The sequence below is a fragment of the Streptomyces sp. SID13666 genome (genome assembly GCF_010548325.1).
Classification (GTDB): Bacteria; Actinomycetota; Actinomycetes; order Streptomycetales; family Streptomycetaceae; genus Actinacidiphila; species Actinacidiphila fildesensis.
This window is the reverse complement of sequence record NZ_JAAGLX010000066.1, coordinates 17,122-34,783: the sequence shown is the minus strand read 5'-3', so window position 1 is coordinate 34,783 and position 17,662 is coordinate 17,122. Positions and strand designations below refer to the sequence as shown.

Genomic DNA, 17,662 nt, shown 5'->3' with positions numbered 1-17,662 from the left:
GGACCTGGCGGCGCTCGCCGCCGCCGACCACGCGCTGGACGGCCCGGTCGCCGCCTGCGCGCGGGCCGCGCGGACAGCGGCGGCACAGGGCGCCCGGCTCGTGCGGTGTGCGGTGACAGGTGAGATCGCCGATGTCACCGCCGCCGTCGGCCCGGCCCGGGTCCGCTCCCGTGCCGGTCCCGCCTCCCCGGGCTCTCACTCCCCGACCGGAGCCGGGCCCGCTGCTGGATCCCCGCCTGGATCCGCACCTGGATCCGTACCTGGGCCAACAGCTGGATCGGCCTTTGGATCCGCAGCTGATTCCGGGGGCGTCTCCCGGGCCAGCAGGCAGTCCAGGAGGCGGACGGCGGCCGGTTTGTCCAGGGGCTCGTTGCCGTTGCCGCACTTGGGGGACTGGACGCAGGAGGGGCAGCCGAACTCGCACTCGCAGGAGGCGATGGCCTCCCGGGTGGCGGTGAGCCAGCCGCGGGCGGTGTGGAAGGCGCGCTCGGCGAAGCCCGCGCCGCCCGGGTGGCCGTCGTAGACGAAGACGGTGGGCAGGCCGGTGTCGGCGTGCAGCGGGATCGAGACGCCGCCGATGTCCCAGCGGTCGCAGGTGGCGAAGAGCGGGAGGAGACCGATGGAGGCGTGTTCGGCGGCGTGCAGGGCGCCGGGGAGCTCCTCGGGGTGGATCCGCGCGGCGTCCAACTGGTCGTCGGTGACGGTCCACCACACGGCGCGGGTGCGCAATGAGCGTGGCGGGAGGTCGAGTTTGGTCTCGCCGAGCACTTCGCCGGTGATCAGCCGGCGGCGCAGGAAGGAGACGACCTGATGGGTGACCTCGACCGATCCGAAGTGGACGCGGGCAGCGCCCCAGGACTCCTCCAGATCGGTGGAGAGAACGGAGACGGAGGTGGTCTCACGGGCCATCGTCGAGTAGTCGGGGTCGGCCTCGCCGACCAGGGCCACGGCGTCCTCGAGGTCCAGGTGCTCGACCAGATACGTCCGGCCCTGGTGGAGGTGGACCGCGCCGTCGTGGACCGATGTGTGGGCGGAGGCGTCGTCGACGGTGCCGAGCAGCCGTCCGGTGGCGGACTCGACGACCTGGACGGCCTTTCCGCCGGCACCCCGGATGTCGGTGAGGTCGGCGGCGCGCTCCCGGCGGGTCCAGAAGTAGCCGCCGGCCCGGCGCCGCAGCAGACCGCGGCGCTCCAGCTGGGGGAGCAGGGCGGCGGTTTCGGGGCCGAAGAGCGTCAGATCGTCGTCGGTGAGCGGGAGCTCGGCCGCGGCGGCGCACAGATGGGGGGCGAGGACGTAGGGGTTGTCGGGGTCCAGGACGGTGGATTCCACCGGGCGTTGGAAGATCGCTTCGGGGTGGTGGACGAGATAGGTGTCGAGCGGGTCGTCGCGGCCCACGAGGATGGCGAGCGCGCCCTGTCCGGCGCGCCCGGCGCGGCCCGCCTGCTGCCACATCGAGGCACGCGTGCCGGGATAGCCGGCCAGCAGGACGGCGTCGAGCCCGGAGACGTCGACGCCCAGTTCCAGGGCGGTGGTGGAGGCCAGGCCGAGGAGCCGGCCCGAGTGCAGATCGCGTTCGAGGGCGCGGCGCTCCTCGGCGAGGTAGCCGCCGCGGTAGGCGGCGACCCGGGAGGGCAGCGAGGCGTCGACGGCGGCCAGTTTCTCCTGGGCGATCAGGGCGATCAGCTCGGCGGCCCGCCGGGAGCGGACGAAGGCGACGGTGCGGGTGCCCTGGACGACGAGGTCGGTGAGGAGGTCGGCGCACTCGGCGGTGGCGGTGCGGCGGACGGGCGCGCCGTGCTCGCCGCTCATCTCCGTCAGCGGCGGTTCCCAGAGGGCGAAGGCCAGTTCGCCACGGGGAGAGGCGTCGTCGGTGACCTCCACGACCTGGACGCCGGTGAGACGGCCGGCAGCGGCCGCGGGATCGGCGGCGGTGGCGGAGGCGAGTACGAAGACCGGATCGGCGCCGTAATGGGCGCACAGCCGCCGCAGCCGCCGCAGCACCTGGGCAACGTGGGAGCCGAAGACACCCCGGTAGGTGTGGCACTCGTCGATGACGACGTACCGCAGCCGGCGCAGATACGAGGCCCAGCGGGCGTGGGCGGGAAGGATGCCGCGGTGCAGCATGTCGGGGTTGGTGAGGACGTACGTGGCGTACTGGCGGACCCACTCGCGTTCCTCGAATGGAGTATCGCCGTCGTAGAGCGCGGGACGGATCGCCGAACCGAGCGGTTCTGCGAGCGCGGCGACCGCCCGCCGCTGATCCGCTGCGAGGGCCTTGGTGGGCGCCAGATAGAGCGCGGTGGCCCCACGGCCGTTCGGAGCCTCCGAGCCGTCCAGGAGGGCACTGAGGACCGGGGCGAGGTAGGCGAGGGACTTGCCGGAGGCGGTTCCGGTGGCGACGACCACCGACTGGCCGCGCATCGCGTGTCCTGCGGTGAGCGCCTGGTGCTCCCAGGGACGGGCGATACCGGCCGCCCGGATGGCCTCCAGCACCTCCGGACGGATCTGATCAGGCCAATCGGCATGGCGACCGACCCGCGGGGGCAAGTGCTCCGTATGGGTGATGCGTGCGGCTCGGCCTGCCCCCGTGGCGAGCCGCTCGAGAACGGTGCGGGGGGACGGCCGGCCGTGCGCCGACTGCGGAAGTTGATCCTTAGCCATCGGCACTCAGTGTGTCACCGGCGTGACGGACAATCGCAGGAAGGCGTCGTGCTGGCCCGCTGTGAAGTGATTGAATGCCATCGCGGCTGCCGATCCGTCCCCTCCCCTTCGGCGGGGAGGTCCCCGGGGGCGACGCCGCTCGATGCAAGGTGCTGGAGGATCCGTGGACCTGTCCCTGTCGACTCGAACCGTTGGCGACCGTACGGTCGTCGAGGTCGGCGGCGAGATTGATGTGTACACCGCGCCCAAGCTGCGTGAGCAGCTGGTAGAGCTGGTGAACGACGGCAGTTATCACCTGGTTGTGGACATGGAGGGAGTCGATTTCCTCGACTCCACCGGTCTGGGTGTACTGGTCGGCGGTCTCAAGCGGGTGCGTGCTCACGAAGGCTCGCTGCGCCTGGTATGCAATCAGGAGCGCATTCTTAAGATTTTCCGGATTACTGGCCTGACCAAGGTGTTCCCGATCCACACCTCGGTCGACGAGGCTGTCGCGGCGAACGACTGATCATCCCGATCGTCGCAGGACGGGGGTACCGGGCGGTTTCGTCGCCCGGACCCCTGTGATGCCCACCCATAGGAGCGAGGGGGAGGCCATGCCCACCGTAGAACTGCTCTTCAGCGCTCAGCCCGAGCACGTGCGCACCGCACGGCTCGTAGCGGCTGCGGTAGCGCGCCGGGCGGGGGTGGACGAGGCAGTCCTTGACGAGGTGCGGCTTGCCGTGGGCGAGGCGTGCAGCCGAGCTGTCGGCCTGCACCTGAGCAACGGCGTGGACCGGCCCGTGCGGGTGCTGCTGACCGAGGAGGAGAAGAAATTCTCCATCGAGGTCGGCGACGAGGCACCGGGTTCACCGGCGGGCTCCGTCCCGTCGGCGCGCGCGTCCGGCGCCGATGACTCCGACGACGAGGGCGAGATGGGCCTGGCCGTCATCAGCGGTCTGGTCGACGACGTCGAGGTCACCGTTGGCGAGCACGGCGGAATCATCCGCATGAGCTGGCCGACGGCGTCCGCTGTCGTGCTCCCCTAGGACCTGCTCCGGCCGTTCCCGAACCGGACGACTCACCCGCAGCACCGGCAGCACGCGCCTCACCCGTATCGCTCATTCGCGACGGGCGGAACGGGCCCCCGCGGCGGCCCTCCTAGCGCTGCCCGGCGCCGTCGTCATGACGCCGCCCGCGCGCCGGCCCCGGCTGCCTCCGCGCTGCCCGCATGCTGCCCTGGTGCTGCCTTCGCGGCGTCTTCCGCATGCCTTCCCCGCGCCTTCCCCCGTGCCCGATTCTTCACCGCATTCGGTGGTTTACGCGCCCGAGGGGAATTCCGGCTTCCCCGACACAGGCGAATTCTGATCCAGCGCACTGTTTTGATCTAGTCCCGCTCCCTACAATCCGTCCATCTTTGCTCAGCTCGCTGAGCGTCGCGGCTGTGGGAGTCGCAGGAGCCGCGCGCCCATGCGCCAAACGTCAAGGAGGACGAATGGCGGGGCCACTTACCCCTCACACGCACGACATCGCTCAGGCACTGGCCGCGGGGCCGGTACTGACCGACGGCAACCGGAATCTCGTACTGATCATCGTGGTCGTCGCACTGGCGGCACTGGCGCTCGCCGGAGTGCTGGTACGTCAAGTGCTCTCGGCGGACGAGGGCACCGACAGCATGAAGCGCATCGCTGCTGCCGTGCAGGAAGGCGCGAACGCCTACCTCGCACGGCAGTTCCGTACGCTGGGGATCTTCGCCGTGGTGGCGTTCTTCCTGCTCATGCTGTTGCCTTCGGACAACACTTCGCAGCGAATCGGCCGTTCGGTGTTCTTCCTCGTGGGCGCCGTGTTCTCGGCGGTCACCGGCTATGTCGGCATGTGGCTGGCGGTGCGCGCCAATGTGCGCGTGGCGGCCGCCGCACGGGCGGCCACGCCCGCGCCCGGCGAGCCGAAAGCGGATCTGACCGATGTCTCGCACCGCGCGATGAAGATCGCTTTCCGCACCGGTGGTGTGGTCGGCATGTTCACGGTGGGCCTCGGTCTGCTGGGCGCCTCGGTCGTCGTGCTCCTTTACAAGGCCGACGCGCCCAAGGTGCTGGAGGGCTTCGGATTCGGCGCGGCCCTGCTCGCGATGTTCATGCGTGTCGGCGGCGGCATCTTCACCAAGGCCGCCGACGTGGGCGCCGACCTGGTCGGCAAGGTCGAGAAGGGCATCCCCGAGGACGACCCGCGCAATGCCGCGACCATCGCGGACAACGTGGGCGACAACGTCGGTGACTGCGCCGGTATGGCAGCCGACCTCTTCGAGTCCTACGCCGTCACCCTGGTGGCCGCACTCATCCTGGGCAAAGTGACGTTCGGCGACGCCGGGCTGGCCTTCCCGCTGCTCATCCCCGCGATCGGCGTGCTCACCGCGATGATCGGCATCTTCGCCGTCGCGCCGCGCCGCTCCGACCGCAGCGGGATGACCGCCATCAACCGCGGCTTCTTCATCTCCGCCGTCATCTCGATGGTGCTCGTCGCCGTGGCGGTCTACCTCTACCTCCCGGCCACCTACGCGGAGCTGAAGGGCGTCCCGGCCGACATCGCCGGCCACTCGGGCGACCCACGGGTCCTCGCGCTCGTCGCCGTCGCCATCGGCATCGTGCTCGCCGCGCTCATCCAGCAGCTCACCGGCTACTTCACCGAGACCAGCCGGCGTCCCGTCCAGGACATCGGCAAGTCCTCGCTGACCGGCGCGGCCACCGTGGTCCTCGCCGGCATCGCCATCGGCCTGGAGTCGGCGGTCTACTCGGCGGTGCTGATCGGGCTGTCGGTCTACGGGGCGTTCCTGCTCGGCGGCACCTCGGTGTGGCTCGCGCTGTTCGCCGTCGCACTGGCCGGCACCGGCCTGCTCACCACGGTCGGCGTCATCGTGGCCATGGACACCTTCGGTCCGGTCTCCGACAACGCCCAGGGCATCGCGGAGATGTCCGGGGACGTGCACGGCGAGGGCGCCCAGGTGCTCACCGACCTGGACGCGGTCGGCAACACCACCAAGGCGATCACCAAGGGCATCGCCATCGCCACGGCGGTGCTCGCCGCGACCGCGCTCTTCGGCGCGTTCAAGGAGGCGATCGACACCGCGGTCGCGGGCGCCCATATCTCCGTGTCCGACATGAGATGGCTCAGCCTCGACATCTCGCAGCCGAACAACCTGTTCGGGCTGTTGCTCGGGGCGGCCGTCGTGTTCCTGTTCTCCGGTCTCGCCATCAACGCCGTCTCGCGCTCCGCGGGCTCGGTGGTCTACGAGGTGCGGCGGCAGTTCCGCGAACACCCCGGGATCATGGACGGCACCGAGCTGCCGGAGTACGGCAAGGTCGTCGACATCTGCACCAAGGACGCGCTGCGCGAGCTGACCACCCCCGGTCTGCTCGCCGTCCTCGCGCCCATCGCGGTCGGCTTCTCCCTCGGCGTCGGCTCGCTCGCCTCGTACCTGGCGGGCGCGATCGGCACCGGCACCCTGATGGCGGTGTTCCTCGCCAACTCCGGTGGCGCCTGGGACAACGCCAAGAAGCTGGTCGAGGACGGGAATTACGGCGGCAAGGGCAGTGAGGCCCATGCCGCGACCGTCATCGGTGACACGGTCGGCGACCCGTTCAAGGACACCGCGGGACCGGCGATCAACCCGCTGCTCAAGGTCATGAACCTGGTGGCGCTGCTGATCGCCCCGGCGGTGGTGAAGTTCTCGTACGGCGACGACGCGAACCTCGGGGTCCGCATCACGGTGGCGGTGGTCTCGATCGCCATCATCGTCGGCGCGGTCTACAACTCCAAGCGGCGTGGCATCGCGATGGGGGACGACAACAACGCGCCGACGCCGGAACGTTCGGCCGATCCGGCGTCGGTCTCCTGACCGGCTCCTGACCGGGACGCACTGACCCGGATCCGGACCGACGGCACGTCAGAACGGCGGCGGGCGGCACTTTTTGAGTGCCGCCCGCCGCCGTGCGCGAGTGTACCGACACCGGACGATCCTTGGTGCAAATGGCTTCAATAGGGGATGAATCTTCCTTCGGACTCGTGGTCGACACCCATTTGGCGTGTAAGTTCCGGGGCCGTAGAGCCATGGAAGGGACACAACCGGTGAAGAAGAAGCTCGTGGGCGCGCTGTCCGGTGCCGCTCTGCTCCTGGCATTGACGGGATGCAGCAGCGACAACTCGAACGACCAGCTGGACGCCTGGGCGAAGACCGTCTGCGACCAGGCCTCGGCACAGACCAAGAAGATCAACGACGCGAACACGGCCATCACGAAGGTCGACAAGAACGGCAAGCCGGCGGATGTGAAGGCGGCGGATTCCGCGGCCTTCCAGCAGATCTCCGAGGCGTACAAGTCCCTCGCGGACATCGTGAGCAAGGCCGGACCGCCGCCCACCGACAACGGCGAGGTCCAGCACAAGGACACGGTCGCCGACCTCAACAAGGCGTCGGCCGCCTACGCGTCCGTGAAGACCAAGGTCGACGGGCTCGACACGTCGGACCAGGGGAAGTTCGCCGACGGCCTCACCGCCGCCTCGGCGGAGGCGGACACCGCCAACAAGACCGCGGAGACGGCTCTCAACACCCTGCGCAAGGGTGAGGTCGGCAAGGCGATGGCCGACCAGCCCGGCTGCAAGACCGGAGCCTCACCGTCGGCGACATGACAGGTCCGGCGGCATGACGGGGCCGGCCGCATGAGACAGGGCCGGCCGCATGACCGGACCGTCGGCATGACACGCCCGGCGGGTCCCTGACCCGATCCGAGGGCCCGATCCGAGGACCCGACACGGCCCGGCATCCCTCCGAGGGGCGCCGGGCCGCGCTCGTTCCGCGACAATGGGGGCGTGAGTACCCCGCCCCTCTCCAAAGCCCCGCCCCTCCCCGCCCCGGACCACGCGGAACAACTGCGTGACGCCCTGCGGGCCGCCGCCTTCACCGCCGACGGCTGCCTCGATCTGCTCGGCGCCACCGCCTACGCGGCCCTGTCCCGGGCCGAGACCGTGCCCGCGCTGCGCGCCACGCGCGGCGGCAGCCCGCTGGAGTCGCTGGTGCGGCTCCTCCTGCTGCAGCGGCCGGTGACCCATGAGCGGCTGCGCGCCGCCCTGCCCGTCGACGTGTGCCTCGCCGACGGCTGGCTGGTCAGGGACGGCGACGAACTGCGCGCCACCGTGGACGTCCGCCCGTACGCGGGGGACGGCGGCGAGGACTGGTGGATCGTCTCCGACCTCGGCTGCGCCGTCGGTGGGGCCGGCGGCATCGGCACGGCGCCCGGCGTCGACCGGGCCGATCTGGTGCTGGGCGTCGGAGGGGCCTCCACGACGCTGGCGGGCCTCACCGTCCGCGACGCGGTGGGCTCCGCGCTCGACCTCGGCACCGGCTCCGGCGTCCAGGCGCTGCACGCCTCCCGGCACGCCACCCGCGTCACCGCGACCGATGTGAACGCGCGCGCCCTGCACTTCGCCCGGCTCACCCTCGCGCTCTCCGGCGCGCCGGAGGCCGATCTGCGGCAGGGCAGCCTCTTCGAGCCGGTCGGTGAGGACCGCTACGACCTGATCGTGTCCAACCCGCCGTTCGTCATCTCCCCGGCGGGCCGCTTCACGTACCGCGACGGCGGGATGCGGGGCGACGACCTGTGCCGCACCCTCGTCCAGCAGTCCGCCGCGCACCTCAACGACGGCGGCTACTGCCAGCTCCTCGCCAACTGGCAGCACACCGAGGGCGAGGACTGGCGGGAACGGCTGGCCGGCTGGGTGCCGCGCGGCTGCGACGCCTGGATCGTGCAGCGCGAGGTCCAGGACATCACCCAGTACGCCGAGCTGTGGCTGCGCGACGGCGGCGACCACCGCGACGACCCCGAGCGGTACGCGGCCCGGTACGACGCCTGGCTGGACGAGTTCGAGCAGCGCAAGGTCAAGGGCATCGGCTTCGGCTGGATCACCCTCCGCAAGTCCGGATCCGACCGGCCGGCGATCACCGCCGAGGAATGGCCGCACCCGGTGGAGCAGCCGCTGGGCGCGCACATCAAGGACTGGTTCGTCCGCCAGGACTTCCTCCGCACGCACGACGACGCGGCGCTGCTGGAGGCGCGCTTCCGGCTCGCCGACGAGGTGGTGCAGGAGCAGGTGGGGCTGCCGGGCGCCGAGGACCCCGAGCACGTGGTGCTGCGTGCCAACCGCGGGATGCGGCGCGCCACCAAGGTCGACACGGTCGGCGCGGGCTTCGCGGGCGTGTGCGACGGGACGTTGCCGGCGGGCCGGATCCTCGACGCCATCGCGCAGCTGCTGGGGGAGGACCCGGTGATACTGCGCGACCGTACGCCGGACTCGATCCGGCTCCTCGTCGAGCAGGCGTTCCTGGACCCGGTGGAGAACTGACCGGACCCCGGTGGGCACTGATGCGCGCCGGACACACCTCGGCCCGCTCCCGAGCGGAGTAAGGGGAGCGGGCCGAGGCGGAGCGATCAGCGGGACCAGGGACTAGCCCTGCAGCACACGACCGTTGGAGTCGGTGCGGTCCTTGCTGGTGAAGAAGATGATGGCGTCGATGAACGACCAGATGCCGCAGCCGCCGAGGGTGAACAGCTGGCCGAGGGCCATGCCCGTGTGGCCGGTGTAGAAGCGCCCGATGCCGAGGGTGCCGAGGAAGAGCTGCAGCAGTCCCGCGGTGATCTTGGACTTGTCCGACAGCGGACGACCCTGCGGGTCGTAACCGAACGGGGCGTCGGGCGTGGGCGTGGCCATGGATGGCTCCTTGCGTTGGGGACGAAACACCAAAGGGACGTGCGTAGGTGCCCCGCCCCCCGATGCGTGGCCTGATCCTGGCAGCAACGCCTGTCGGTAGTCACATCATTTGACCGGACTTCATGAAAACGTGATCAGAGATGTGCTAGTTGATGTTGCGCAGTACACCCCAGACCAGCGCCCCGGCGATGAGGACCGCCTGGTACCGGCCCGGGATCACCGGCCGGTACGTCCGGCCGCGCAGCCCCTCCGCCAGCCACCGGCCGTAGAGGAACAGGCCCACCGGCGCGAGCACGAACAGGGCCGCGTTGTCATGGAATGCGCCGGGCAGATCGCCGTGCATCAGGTCATAGACCATGCGCGTCGCACCGCACGCGGGACAGAGCAGCCCGGTCGCCCAGTTGAACGGGCAGCGCGGCAACAGGTGCCCCGGCTCGTGCGGGTTGGTCGTCCAGAGGTACCCGGCGCCCGCGAGGAGCGCGAGCGGGACCGAGGCCGGGTGCGAGACGAGACGTCGCACCCGGCCGGCGGTCGGCCGCAGTCGGGTTTCAGCCACGCAGGACGCGACCCTGCGAGTCGGTGTTGTTGTTGCCCGTCAGCAGGATGATGCCGTCGATCAGCGACCAGATGCCGCAGCCGCCGAGCGTGAAGAGCTGGCCGAGCGCCATGCCGATGTGACCGGTGTAGAACCGGCCCACGCCGAAGCCGCCCAGGAACAGCGAGAGCAGCCCCGCCGTCACCTTCGACTTGTCGGAGTACGGGCGGCCGTAGGGGTCGTAGCCGTACGGGGCGGCCGGGTCGCCGGTGTACGCGCCGGGCTGCGCGTAGCCGGGCTGCATGCCCGGCTGCTGCGGGTAGCCGTATCCGGGCTGGCCGCCGGCCGGCTGGCCGTACGGGTTCTGCGGGGGCTGCTGCGGCTGGCCGTACTGCGGGTAGCCGTATGCCGCGCCCGGCTGCTGCTGCGGGTCCTGCGGCTGGCCGTACGGGTTCTGGTCGGACATGGCGGGTGGCTCCCCCTGCTGAGAAACGTCGGGCGTCGGACACATCGGTTTTCGGTCGACGCCGCACATCTTTCCAGCTCGCCCGAGTGCACGTCCCGCCCGGGGCAGAATGCGAGGGTGATCCGCATAGAACTCGACGAGGCGTCGCTCGGCCGCACACGCATCGCCATGAGTCCGCTGTGGGACGCGTTCTGCAGCCTGCACCTGACGAAGCCGGGCCGGGAACCGTCCTGGCCGTACCGCAAATGGGTCGGCCGGGCCCGGCACGTCCTGGCGTCCGACGACCGGACGGAACCGCTGCGCGCCCTGCTGAACGGCCCGCTCGGCTTCCCCGACTTCATGCTGCCGCGGCCGCTCGGCACCGGCTCGGTCGAGGCGGAACTGGACGTGCTGCGCGCCACCACGCGCGAAACCGTGCAGCTGCAGATCGCCGAGCACTTCCCCGACGGGCTGCCCGAGCTGTACCGCCCGTACCTCGACGATCCGCGGCGCGCCTGCGGCGAGCTCGCCGACGCCTACGCCGCCTACTGGTACGCCGTCCTCGAACCGCACTGGCCGGTCATGCGCCGGCTGGTCGAGGACGAGGTCCTCATCCGGGCCCGGACGTTCGCCACCGAAGGCGTCGACGCGCTCTTCGCCGGCCTGGAGGCCCGCGCCCGCTGGAACCCGCCCGTCCTGGAACTGACCAAGCACATCGAGGCCGACTACCGGGCGGGGGAGCGCAGTCTGCTGCTGGTGCCGCTGGTCTTCGCCGAGGGCTGCCGGCTGTACTCCACCGACGACCCGGGCGTCATGGCCGTCTCGTTCCAGGCCCGCGGCGCGGGCGCGCTGCGCGACGAGCCCGAGGAGCGCACCGACGACCGGCTCGGCGCGCTGCTCGGCCGCGGGCGGGCCACCGTGCTGCGGGAGCTGGCCGCGCCGCTCACCACGGCCGGCCTCGCCGACCGGCTGGGACTGGCGCCCTCGACGGTCTCGGAGCACCTGTCCGTGCTCGCCGAGGCCGACGTCGTCAGCCGCCACCGGGTCGGCCGCAGCGTCTACTACCAGCTCACGGACACCGGCCGGGCGCTGCTCGCACTGCTCAGCGGGGAGAACGTGCTCAAAGCCGTCTCCTGACGGCCGGGCTCCGGCCCGCCGGGTCGGCCGGGGTGACGATTCGGGGGTCACCGAATCAGTCGCCGGCGCCCGCCCCCGCTTCGTAGCGTCGCCCGCATGCTGGCAATCGACGCGCACCAACTGCGGCGCACCTACCGTTCCCGCACCGGATGGCTGCGCCCGCGCACCACCGAGACCGAGGCCGTCCGCGGAGTCACCTTCCAGGTGCGGCGCGGCGAGCTGTTCGGGCTGCTCGGCCCCAACGGCGCGGGCAAGACCACCACCATCAAGATGCTCAACACCCTGCTGCTGCCCACCGGCGGCGCGGCCCGCGTCCTCGGCCATGACGTCGCCACCGACCCCGTCGCCGTACGCCGCCGGATCGGCTACGTCTTCGGCGGCGACCGGGGCCTGTACGAGCGCCTGTCCGCGCTCGACAACCTCCGCTACTTCGCCGAGCTGTACGGCGTCGAACCCCGTGAGCAGAAGCGCCGGATCGCCGAACTCCTCGACCTCACCGGGCTGACCGGCCGCGAGCGCGAACGCGTCGAGGGGTACTCGCGCGGCATGCGCCAGCGCCTGCACATCGCCCGCGGGCTGCTGCACCGGCCCGAGGTGCTGTTCCTCGACGAGCCGTCGATCGGCGTCGACCCGGTCGCCGCCCGCGAACTGCGCCGCACCGTCGCGGACCTGCGGGCGGGCGGCACGACCGTGCTGCTCACCACCCACTACATGGCCGAGGCCGACGAGTTGTGCGACCGCATCGCCGTCATCGCGGGCGGTGAGATCCGCGCGCTCGACACCCCGGAGCGGCTGAAGGCACGCGTCCAGGAGCGTGCGGTCACCGAGATCGAGGCGTACGGGGCGGCCGAGGAGCATCTGGTGGGCATCCGGGCGCTGCCGGGCGTACGCGGTGTCGCCGTCGAGGACCGCGGCCATGTCCAGGTGCTGACCGTCCAGGCGGAGCGCGACGCCGATCTGCACGGACCCGTGCTCGGGGCCCTCGACGGTGTCCGGCTCGGCCGGATCACCAGCCGCGAACCCACCCTGGAGGACGCCTACGTGGCGATCGTGGAGGGAGCGTCGGAAGCCGCCGGCGCCCATGGCGAATCCGGCACCCGCGGCGAATTCGACACCCAAGGAGCCGCCATCACCCACCGAGAACCCGGCACCCGTGAGGCCGACAACGGCGCCGAAACGCCGCTCCCCGAGGTGGCCGCGTGATGCGCGCGACGCGCCGAGCCCTGCGCCTCATCGCCGTCGGCGTCCGCACGCATGTCTCCTACATGTCGCGCTCCCCGCTGGAGATCACCTTCGCCGTCATCGTCCCGGTCGTCTACGCGACGCTGGCCGTCTATCTCTTCCGCGCCGCGGACCACCCCGAGCGGCTGCTCGAAGCGTCCGTCGGCGCGGGCCTGATGGGGATCTGGTCGTCGGTGCTGTTCGGCTCGGGAGGGGCGGTGCAGAACCAGCGCTGGCTCGGCACGCTGGAGACCCTGGTGGCCGCGCCCGCGCCGCTCGGCCTGATCCTCCTGCCGATCACGCTGGCGACCGCGGTCGTCGGCACGTACGCGATGGGCGCGACGCTGCTGTGGGGCACCGTGCTCTACGGGGTGCCGCTGACCTTCGCGCACCCGCTGCTCTTCCTCGTCGCGGTCCCGGTGTGTGTGCTGTCGCTCGGCATGATGGGGATGCTGCTGGCCTCGACGTTCGTGCTGCTGCGCAACGCGAACGCGCTGGCGAACCCGCTCGACCACCCCGTCTGGATGCTCTCCGGGATGCTCGTGCCGATCACCGTCCTGCCCACCTGGACCCGCCCGCTGTCCTGGGCGCTGCCCACCACCTGGGGCGCGCGCGCCGTGCACGCCGCGACCGCCGGGGGCGAAGTCGTCACGCCGATGCTCACCGGCCTCGGTGTCGGCGCGCTCTGGCTGCTGCTGGCCCTGCTCGCCCTGACCCGCGTCGAACGCCGCGCCCGCGCGGCGGCCACCCTCGCCCTCACATAAGGAGCCGACCATGCGTCACCTCACCCGCACCGCACGTCTCGTCGTGGTCGGCGGCACCATCTCCTACCGGGCGCTGTTCAACTGGACCTCGCCCGCGATGTTCACGGGCACCCTGCTCGCCGGGCCGCTGCTCCAGCTGGTCTTCTTCACCTTCCTGGGCCGTCAGCTCGGGGTCGCCGACGACCGGTTCTACATCCTCGGCAACGCGGTGCTGGCCTCGTCCACCGCCTGTGTGTACGGCGGCACCATGGCCGTCGCGAACGAACGCCGCTACGGCACGCTCGGCGCGGTGCTGCTCAGCCCGCGCAGCAGGACCGCCCTGTGGACCGGCCGCGCGCTGCCCTACGTCGTCAACGGTCTCTTCGTCACGGTCTTCACCCTCGCGGCGGGCGCCCTGCTGCTCGGGCTGCGGATCCCGGCCGCCGCCCTGCCGGGGCTGGCCGCCGCGATCGGCGCGGCCGCCCTGTCGTGCTCGGTCTTCGGGATCACCCTGGGGGCGCTCGGGCTGCGGTTCCGGGACGTCTTCCTCGTGTCGAACGTCGCGAGCGCCGTCCTGCTCCTGCTCACCGGCGCGAACGTGCCGCGCGGGACGCTGCCCGGCTGGATGCGCACGGCCGGCGACCTGCTGCCGCTGACCCACGCGACCGGGGCCGCCCGGGCGCTCGCCGCCGGGGGCACCTGGCGGGCCGCGCTGCCCGGGATCGGGGCCGAGCTGGCGGTGGCCGCCGGGTACACCGTGCTGGCCGTCGTCCTGCTGCGGATCTTCGAGCGCGGCAGTCGGAAACGAGCCACGCTGGATGTGATGTAGCGCTCGGTTGTCGGCCGCCATTCACCCGGGGTTCGCCCGGACGCCGTACGGAGGTGCGAGTCTCCGGCGCGAGCCGCAAAAAAGCAGCGAAGACGCAGGAAGAAGGGGGACGGGCATGGAGAGCACACCCGCACTGTTCGCCGGAATGGTCTTCGCGCTTTTCGGAGCGGCGCTTCTGGTCTGGGCGGGGGCGCGCACAGCGGGTCGAGCACCGGTGACCCAGGGCGGCGGCCCGGTGGGGGCGGCCCTGACCATTCTTTTCGGAGCGGCGTCGCTGGTCGCCGGCGTCTGGTGTCTCGCACAGGTATAAGCGCACGTCACGCTGCCTGGAAACGGACCGGGCCGTCGGGCCGTGCGGCAGGAATGACGGTTGTCGGGTTACCGTTCGAGTGGCGTTGCGGACTTTTCGCGTTTGACATGGGACCGGGATGTACGGTCACACTCCGCAGCGAACCCCTTCGACCCGGAGAGAAGAGCGAAGTTGTCCCCGACCCGCGAGACCGCAAAGAGCGGCCGCCGACTCGTCATCGTCGAGTCGCCTGCCAAGGCGAAGACGATCAAGAGCTACCTCGGCCCGGGCTACGTGGTCGAGGCCAGCGTCGGGCACATCCGCGACCTCCCCAACGGGGCCGCCGAAGTGCCGGCGGAGTTCAAGGGCCAGCCGTGGGCTCGCCTCGGCGTCAACGTAGACAGTGACTTCGAGCCGATCTACGTCGTCAACGCCGACAAGAAGGCGCAGGTCAAGAAGCTCAAGGACCTGCTCAAGGACTCCGACGAACTCTTCCTCGCCACCGATGAGGACCGCGAGGGCGAGGCCATCGCCTGGCACCTGCAGGAAGTCCTCAAGCCCAAGGTCCCGGTCCGCCGGATGGTCTTCCACGAGATCACCAAGGAAGCGATCCAGGCCGCGGTCGCGAACCCGCGCGAGCTGAACCAGCCGCTCGTCGACGCCCAGGAGACCCGCCGGATCCTCGACCGCCTCTACGGCTACGAGGTCTCGCCGGTCCTGTGGAAGAAGGTCATGCCGCGCCTGTCGGCCGGCCGTGTCCAGTCCGTCGCCACCCGACTCGTCGTCGAGCGGGAACGTGAGCGCATCGCGTTCCGCACCGCCGAGTACTGGGACCTGAGCGGTACCTTCGCCACCGGCCGCACGGGTGACGCCTCCGACCCGTCGACCGTCTCGGCCCGTCTGACCAGCGTCGACGGCCGCCGTATCGCCCAGGGTCGCGACTTCGACGCGTCGACCGGGCGACTCAAGGACAACGCGACCGTCCTCCACCTGGACGAGGCGAACGCCCGCGCGCTCGCCGCCTCGCTCGCGGACAGCGCCTTCGCCGTCCGCAGCGTCGAGTCCAAGCCGTACCGCCGTTCGCCGTACGCCCCCTTCCGCACGACGACGCTGCAGCAGGAGTCCTCGCGCAAGCTGGGCTTCGGCGCCAAGGCGACGATGCAGGTAGCGCAGAAGCTGTACGAGAACGGCTTCATCACCTATATGCGTACGGACTCCACGACGCTGTCGGAGACCGCGATCAAGGCCGCCCGCGCGCAGGTCACCCAGCTCTACGGAGCCGAGTACCTCCCGGAGAAGCCGCGCGTCTACACCGGCAAGGTGAAGAACGCGCAGGAGGCGCACGAGGCGATCCGCCCCTCCGGCGACCGCTTCCGCACCCCCGCGGAGACCGGTCTGACCGGCGACCAGTTCCGGCTCTACGAGCTGATCTGGATGCGGACCGTCGCGTCCCAGATGAAGGACGCGGTCGGCAACTCCGTCACCGTGAAGATCGGTGGCACGTCGAGCGACGGCCGCGCGGCGGAGTTCTCCGCCTCCGGCAAGATCATCACGTTCCACGGCTTCATGAAGGCCTACGTCGAGGGCGCGGACGACCCGAACGCCGAGCTCGACGACCGTGAGCGGCGGCTGCCGCAGGTCAGCGAGGGCGACGGGCTCACCGCGGAAGAGCTCACCGTCGACGGCCATGCCACCAAGCCGCCGGCCCGCTACACCGAAGCCTCGCTGATCAAGGAGCTCGAAGAGCGCGAGATCGGCCGCCCGTCGACGTACGCGTCGATCATCGGCACGATCCTGGACCGCGGCTACGTCTTCAAGAAGGGCACGGCCCTCGTGCCGTCCTTCCTCTCCTTCGCCGTGGTCAACCTGCTGGAGAAGCACTTCGGCCGGCTCGTCGACTACGACTTCACCGCCTCCATGGAGGAGGACCTCGACCGCATCGCCCGCGGTGAGGCCCAGGCCGTGCCGTGGCTGCGGCACTTCTACTTCGGCGGCGACGACACCGCGGCCAAGGCCTCGGCCGCCGACGCCGGCAACGGTGACGGCGACCACCTCGGCGGCCTCAAGGAGCTCGTCGAGGACCTCGGCGCCATCGACGCCCGTGAGATCTCGTCCTTCCCCATCGGTGAGGGCATCGTGCTGCGGGTCGGCCGCTACGGCCCGTACATCGAGCGGGGCGAGAAGGGCGAGGAGAACCACCAGCGCGCCGACGTCCACGAGGAGCTGCCGCCGGACGAGCTGTCCGTCGCGTACGCCGAGGAGCTGTTCGCCAAGCCGAGCGGCGACTTCGAGCTGGGCACCGACCCCGCGACCGGCCGCCCGATCATCGCCCGCGACGGCCGCTACGGCCCGTACGTCACCGAGGTCCTGCCCGAGGACACCCCGAAGACCGGCAAGAACGCGATCAAGCCGCGTACCGCGTCGCTCTTCAAGTCCATGCAGCTCGACACGGTGACGCTCGCCGACGCCCTCAAGCTGATGTCGCTCCCGCGCGTCGTCGGTACGGACGCCGAAGGCGTCGAGATCACCGCGCAGAACGGCCGCTACGGCCCGTATCTGAAGAAGGGCACCGACTCGCGCTCCCTGGAGACCGAGGACCAGCTCTTCGACATCACCCTCGACGAGGCACTGGCGATCTACGCGCAGCCCAAGCAGCGCGGCCGCGCCGCCGCCAAGCCGCCGCTCAAGGAACTGGGCACCGACCCGGTCAGCGAGCGCCCGGTCGTCGTCAAGGACGGCCGCTTCGGCCCGTACGTCACCGACGGCGAGACGAACGCGACGCTGCGGACCGACGACGACGTCGAGACCATCACGCCGGAGCGCGGCTACGAGCTGCTCGCCGAGAAGCGTGCCAAGGGTCCGGCGAAGAAGAAGGCCACGGCGAAGAAGGCGCCCGCCAAGAAGGCGGCGGCGAAGAAGACCACCACGGCCGCCAAGAAGACCGTGGCGAAGAAGACGACGGCCAAGAAGACCACCGCGAAGAAGACCACGGCGGCGCAGACCACCGAATAACCCGCCGAAACACCGGCTCGTCCATGACCCCCCGCCCGTTTGTTCGGGCGGGGGGTCA

At 71.0% G+C, this 17,662-nt stretch carries 14 protein-coding genes and 1 pseudogene; 11 read left to right on the top strand and 4 right to left on the bottom strand.

Annotation, left to right across the window (positions count from 1 at the left end; genetic code table 11):
• Positions 1-190 (top strand): annotated as a pseudogene (locus G3I60_RS46100) (hypothetical protein); the annotation flags it as partial.
• Positions 191-195: 5 nt separating this feature from the next.
• Here the strand turns inward: G3I60_RS46100 and G3I60_RS40565 are convergent.
• Positions 196-2,661, bottom strand: coding sequence for a DEAD/DEAH box helicase (locus G3I60_RS40565; protein WP_164298736.1), 2,466 nt, complete (start codon positions 2,659-2,661; stop codon positions 196-198).
• A 163-nt stretch (positions 2,662-2,824) separates the two neighbouring features.
• Between G3I60_RS40565 and bldG the strand changes: the two genes are divergently transcribed.
• The 5 genes from bldG (at position 2,825) to G3I60_RS40540 (ending at position 9,027) form a co-directional block, all read left to right on the top strand.
• The gene (gene bldG, locus G3I60_RS40560; RefSeq protein WP_138357092.1) at positions 2,825-3,166 is read left to right on the top strand and encodes an anti-sigma factor antagonist BldG; all 342 of its coding nucleotides are present in this window, start codon (positions 2,825-2,827) and stop codon (positions 3,164-3,166) included.
• Positions 3,167-3,254: 88 nt separating this feature from the next.
• On the top strand, positions 3,255-3,686 hold the full coding sequence (locus tag G3I60_RS40555; protein ID WP_138357093.1) for an ATP-binding protein: 432 nt from the start codon (positions 3,255-3,257) through the stop codon (positions 3,684-3,686).
• A 446-nt stretch (positions 3,687-4,132) separates the two neighbouring features.
• On the top strand, positions 4,133-6,529 hold the full coding sequence (locus tag G3I60_RS40550; RefSeq protein WP_138357094.1) for a sodium-translocating pyrophosphatase: 2,397 nt from the start codon (positions 4,133-4,135) through the stop codon (positions 6,527-6,529).
• A gap of 230 nt (positions 6,530-6,759) precedes the next feature.
• Complete coding sequence (locus G3I60_RS40545) at positions 6,760-7,317, top strand: small secreted protein (RefSeq protein ID WP_343241854.1); 558 nt, start codon at positions 6,760-6,762, stop codon at positions 7,315-7,317.
• 180 nt (positions 7,318-7,497) lie between these two features.
• Positions 7,498-9,027 (top strand): methyltransferase, encoded by a 1,530-nt coding sequence (locus G3I60_RS40540; RefSeq protein WP_164298739.1) that lies wholly within the window; start codon positions 7,498-7,500, stop codon positions 9,025-9,027.
• A 102-nt stretch (positions 9,028-9,129) separates the two neighbouring features.
• Here G3I60_RS40540 and G3I60_RS40535 read toward each other — a convergent pair whose 3' ends face one another.
• The 3 genes from G3I60_RS40535 to G3I60_RS40525 form a co-directional block, all read right to left on the bottom strand.
• Positions 9,130-9,393 (bottom strand): TM2 domain-containing protein, encoded by a 264-nt coding sequence (locus G3I60_RS40535; protein ID WP_138357097.1) that lies wholly within the window; start codon positions 9,391-9,393, stop codon positions 9,130-9,132.
• Between the two features lie 145 nt (positions 9,394-9,538).
• A complete protein-coding gene (locus G3I60_RS40530; protein WP_244809330.1) occupies positions 9,539-9,949 on the bottom strand; it encodes a DUF2752 domain-containing protein in 411 nt (136 codons plus the stop codon).
• Positions 9,942-10,394, bottom strand: coding sequence for a TM2 domain-containing protein (locus G3I60_RS40525; protein ID WP_138357098.1), 453 nt, complete (start codon positions 10,392-10,394; stop codon positions 9,942-9,944). Before G3I60_RS40525 ends, G3I60_RS40530 begins: the two co-directional genes overlap by 8 nt.
• A 117-nt stretch (positions 10,395-10,511) precedes the next feature.
• Here G3I60_RS40525 and G3I60_RS40520 point away from each other — a divergent pair, with 117 nt between their 5' ends.
• The 5 genes from G3I60_RS40520 (at position 10,512) to topA (ending at position 17,604) form a co-directional block, all read left to right on the top strand.
• Positions 10,512-11,510 (top strand): winged helix-turn-helix domain-containing protein, encoded by a 999-nt coding sequence (locus G3I60_RS40520; RefSeq protein WP_164298741.1) that lies wholly within the window; start codon positions 10,512-10,514, stop codon positions 11,508-11,510.
• Positions 11,511-11,606: 96 nt separating this feature from the next.
• Positions 11,607-12,713 (top strand): ABC transporter ATP-binding protein, encoded by a 1,107-nt coding sequence (locus G3I60_RS40515; protein ID WP_164298743.1) that lies wholly within the window; start codon positions 11,607-11,609, stop codon positions 12,711-12,713.
• A complete protein-coding gene (locus G3I60_RS40510; RefSeq protein WP_164298745.1) occupies positions 12,713-13,495 on the top strand; it encodes an ABC transporter permease in 783 nt (260 codons plus the stop codon). Before G3I60_RS40515 ends, G3I60_RS40510 begins: the two co-directional genes overlap by 1 nt.
• Before the next feature lie 10 nt (positions 13,496-13,505).
• Positions 13,506-14,303: an ABC transporter permease gene (locus G3I60_RS40505; protein ID WP_164298747.1), complete on the top strand. Its 798-nt coding sequence runs from the start codon at positions 13,506-13,508 to the stop codon at positions 14,301-14,303.
• Positions 14,304-14,784: 481 nt separating this feature from the next.
• A complete protein-coding gene (gene topA, locus G3I60_RS40500; RefSeq protein WP_138357102.1) occupies positions 14,785-17,604 on the top strand; it encodes a type I DNA topoisomerase in 2,820 nt (939 codons plus the stop codon).
• Positions 17,605-17,662 lie beyond the last annotated feature (58 nt).

What these genes read in the sequence shown, in the direction of transcription:
- G3I60_RS40565 (WP_164298736.1), bottom strand. Translation starts at nt 2,661, where the DNA reads ATGGCTAAGGATCAACTTCCGCAGTCGGCGCACGGCCGGCCGTCCCCC.
- G3I60_RS40555 (WP_138357093.1), top strand. Translation starts at nt 3,255, where the DNA reads ATGCCCACCGTAGAACTGCTCTTCAGCGCTCAGCCCGAGCACGTGCGC.
- G3I60_RS40550 (WP_138357094.1), top strand. Translation starts at nt 4,133, where the DNA reads ATGGCGGGGCCACTTACCCCTCACACGCACGACATCGCTCAGGCACTG.
- G3I60_RS40535 (WP_138357097.1), bottom strand. Translation starts at nt 9,393, where the DNA reads ATGGCCACGCCCACGCCCGACGCCCCGTTCGGTTACGACCCGCAGGGT.
- G3I60_RS40525 (WP_138357098.1), bottom strand. Translation starts at nt 10,394, where the DNA reads ATGTCCGACCAGAACCCGTACGGCCAGCCGCAGGACCCGCAGCAGCAG.
- G3I60_RS40515 (WP_164298743.1), top strand. Translation starts at nt 11,607, where the DNA reads ATGCTGGCAATCGACGCGCACCAACTGCGGCGCACCTACCGTTCCCGC.
- G3I60_RS40510 (WP_164298745.1), top strand. Translation starts at nt 12,713, where the DNA reads ATGCGCGCGACGCGCCGAGCCCTGCGCCTCATCGCCGTCGGCGTCCGC.
- G3I60_RS40505 (WP_164298747.1), top strand. Translation starts at nt 13,506, where the DNA reads ATGCGTCACCTCACCCGCACCGCACGTCTCGTCGTGGTCGGCGGCACC.